The sequence below is a fragment of the uncultured Caballeronia sp. genome (assembly GCF_964243625.1).
Classification (GTDB): domain Bacteria; phylum Pseudomonadota; class Gammaproteobacteria; order Burkholderiales; family Burkholderiaceae; genus Caballeronia.
This window is the reverse complement of record NZ_CAXTGZ010000534.1, coordinates 1,133-4,142: the sequence shown is the minus strand read 5'-3', so window position 1 is coordinate 4,142 and position 3,010 is coordinate 1,133. Positions and strand designations below refer to the sequence as shown.

The 3,010-nt window shown below is 60.8% G+C and carries 2 protein-coding genes and 1 pseudogene (1 of these 3 only partly in view); 1 reads left to right on the top strand and 2 read right to left on the bottom strand.

All coding sequences use genetic code 11. From position 1 onward, the window contains the following. Together ACFFAR_RS26440 and ACFFAR_RS26435 are read right to left on the bottom strand one after the other, a co-directional pair. Positions 1-855 (bottom strand): amidase (locus tag ACFFAR_RS26440; RefSeq protein WP_375508760.1); only part of this gene is annotated, 855 nt, incomplete at its 3' end. Between the two features lie 62 nt (positions 856-917). Next, positions 918-1,613, bottom strand: a complete 696-nt coding sequence (locus ACFFAR_RS26435; RefSeq protein ID WP_174362442.1) for a dienelactone hydrolase family protein — start codon at positions 1,611-1,613, stop codon at positions 918-920. Between the two features lie 597 nt (positions 1,614-2,210). Between ACFFAR_RS26435 and ACFFAR_RS26430 the strand changes: the two are divergent. Then, positions 2,211-3,010: pseudogene (locus ACFFAR_RS26430) on the top strand (branched-chain amino acid ABC transporter substrate-binding protein) (it continues 365 nt past the right edge of the window).

The window sequence follows — 3,010 nt, the reverse complement described above, 5'->3', positions numbered from 1 at the left end:
CGATGCCGGCTCGACGTGGTGGCCGAGCGACTCGGCGAGCTTGGCGGCATCGTCCAGCGCGCTTTTTACATCCGCCGATAAACCCGCCGCCAGTTGCGGCTCGGCCATATAACCAATGCGCAAGGGCGCGCACGGCTCGCTGACCGCGCGGTAAAACGCGCCGGCCTGTCCCGCCGATGTCAGATCGAGCAGCAACGCGCTGTCGCGCACACTTCGCGACACAGCATGATCCACCGATAAAACCCCGGGCGCCGGCAACGGTTGCGGCTGGACATCGTTGGATGGCTTGTAGCCGAACAACCCACAACACGACGCCGGAATGCGGATCGAGCCGCCGCCATCGGCTGCATGCGCGAGCGGCACGACGCCGCCCGCAACGGCCGCCGCCGCGCCGCCACTCGAACCGCCCGGCGTGTAGTCGAGTCCCCACGGGTTGCGCGTCGGACCGAACAGCTCGGGTTCGGTGTACGGCATCTGGCCTATTTCCGGCGTGTTTGTCTTGCCGAAGATATTGAGCCCGGCCGCTTTCGAGCGCGCGACGATTGGTGAATCCTCGCGTGGAATGAAGTGCTGGAAATGGCGGCTGCCCATGGACATCCGCAAGCCCGCGACCGGCGCGCCGAGATCCTTGATGAGATAAGGCACGCCAGCCAGCGGACCATCGGCCGGAAAACCCGAACGGCTCGCGCGATTGCGGGCCGCCTGGTAATCCTTCAGCACGATGGCGTTGATCGCCGGATTGACGGCTTCTGCGCGTGCGATGGCTGTATCGATGAGCTCGCGTGCGCTCACCTGGCCCGTACGCACAAGCTCCGCTAGGCCGATGGCGTCGTGATCAAGATACTCGGACTGCACGGTTTCCCCTTGGTTTTATTGTTCCGTCTTGTCATTCGGGCGGCCGTGCAGTCCACGTTCGGTTACGAATGCTCGCCGAGGAATGTCAGCGTGCGGCCGTGCGCGAGCGCCGATGCCTTCTGGTTGTACGACGCACGATCCGTGCAATTGAAGCCGTGGTCCGCGTCCGGATACGTGAAGACCTGCGCATCCTTGGCCGCAAAACGCTGCTTGACGGCAGCAACGCCGTCAGCCGGAATGTGGGCGTCGAGCTCGCCGTAGTGGAACTGGATCGGCGCCTTCACGCTGTCCGCCTGATCCAATAGTGTGTGGATGCCGCCGCCGTAGTAGGCCACGGCGATATCGAACGAACCCTTCGCCGCCGATAAATACGCCAGCGTCCCGCCCAGGCAATAGCCGACGCCCGCGATCTTGCCGGTGACTTCGGGCAACGCGCGCAAGGCATCCGCGGCGGCGCCTACGTCGGCAACGCCGAGGTTGAGGTCGAACTTGCCGTACAGCTCCATCGCCTTGTTGCGATCCGCGCCGTCATAGCCCAGTTCCACGCGCGGCTGGATGCGCCAGAAGATGTCTGGGGCAAGCGCCACGTAACCATCGGCTGCGTATTGATCGGCGACCGCCCGGATGTGCGAATTCACGCCGAAGATTTCCTGGATGATCACCACGCCCGGGCCCTTGCCAGCCTTCGGCAACGCGAGATAACCCTGGAAGCTGTCGCCGCTGGCGGGAATGTCGATCCATCGGGATGAAACGGTCATAGTGAAGCTCCTGACTGATTGCTGAATAATAAGGGGCGAAAAAACACGCCGAAAAACGAGGGTGGAAAAACCGCAAGGCAGTGTGCCACCATTCCCTGCCGCTTGCTGGCGGACGTCCGGGCTGTAAAGCGCCTGTAGGAAATCGCCCGGACACCACGTTGGCGGGTGCCTCAACGCGATTAGAAAACGCCTTGGAGTTAATGCTCTATTAAGTGTTTGAATCCAACTGGTTTGCGGCCGGGATAATACCGGCGCGATCCGATAAAACCTGCGACAACCTTACCCACGCAGCAACGCGTGCTCTGAAGAACCGCATGAACAGGGCCTTTGCGCGCTGCACCAGCACATTTCCAGTGGCTTCTCAACTAGTCTCTTATTAGTAGCAACACCAGTATCCTAAAAAACTTCCCCAAATTAATTTGACAACCCTACACTTGCGCGCAGTACGGATGACGGCCGTCAAAAATGGCCGGCTGAAGGACTTGCCAAGTGCATGACGATGCATCCGGCGTGGTCGTCCACGGGGCTGAACCACCGTGATGAAAGGCGGGGCACAGGGCGACAACGTTGTTTTTGGGACCGAAACTGGAGACTTACATGAACACCAAGCTTCACAAATTGTTGCCTATTAGCGCTGCAGCGCTGCTGTTCGCCTCGATGGCAACAACGGCAATGGCCGACGAGATTGTCAAGATCGGTCACGTTGCACCGTTGACCGGCGGTATTGCTCACTTGGGCAAGGACAACGAAAACGGCGCGCGCCTCGCAGTTGAAGAAATCAATGCCAAGGGTCTGACGATCGGCGGCCAGAAGATCACGCTTCAACTCGATCCGCAAGATGACGCGGGCGACCCGCGCACGGCGACGCAAGTTGCCCAGAAGCTGGTCGACGACAAGGTCGTCGGCGTGGTTGGTCACTTGAACTCCGGCACGAGTATCCCGGCATCGAAGATCTATAGCGATGCAGGCATCGTCCAGATCTCCCCGTCGGCTACCAACCCGACCTACACGCAGCAAGGCTTCAAGACGACGTATCGCGTGGTCGCGACCGACGCACAGCAAGGCCCGGCGCTCGCCAACTTCGCCGCCAAGACGATGAAGATGAAGAGCGTGGCAATTGTCGATGACTCGACGGCTTACGGCCAAGGTCTCGCGAACGAATTCGAAAAGACCGCCAAGTCGCTTGGCCTGAACGTGATGTCGCACGACGCGACCAACGACAAGGCTGTCGACTTCCGCGCCATCTTGACGAAGATCAAGGGTGAGAATCCTGACGCGGTGATGTACGGCGGCATGGACGCAACCGGCGGCCCGTTCGCCAAGCAAGCCAAGCAACTCGGCCTGCGTGCCAAGGTACTGGCGGGCGACGGTGTTTGTACCGACCAGTTGTCGTCACT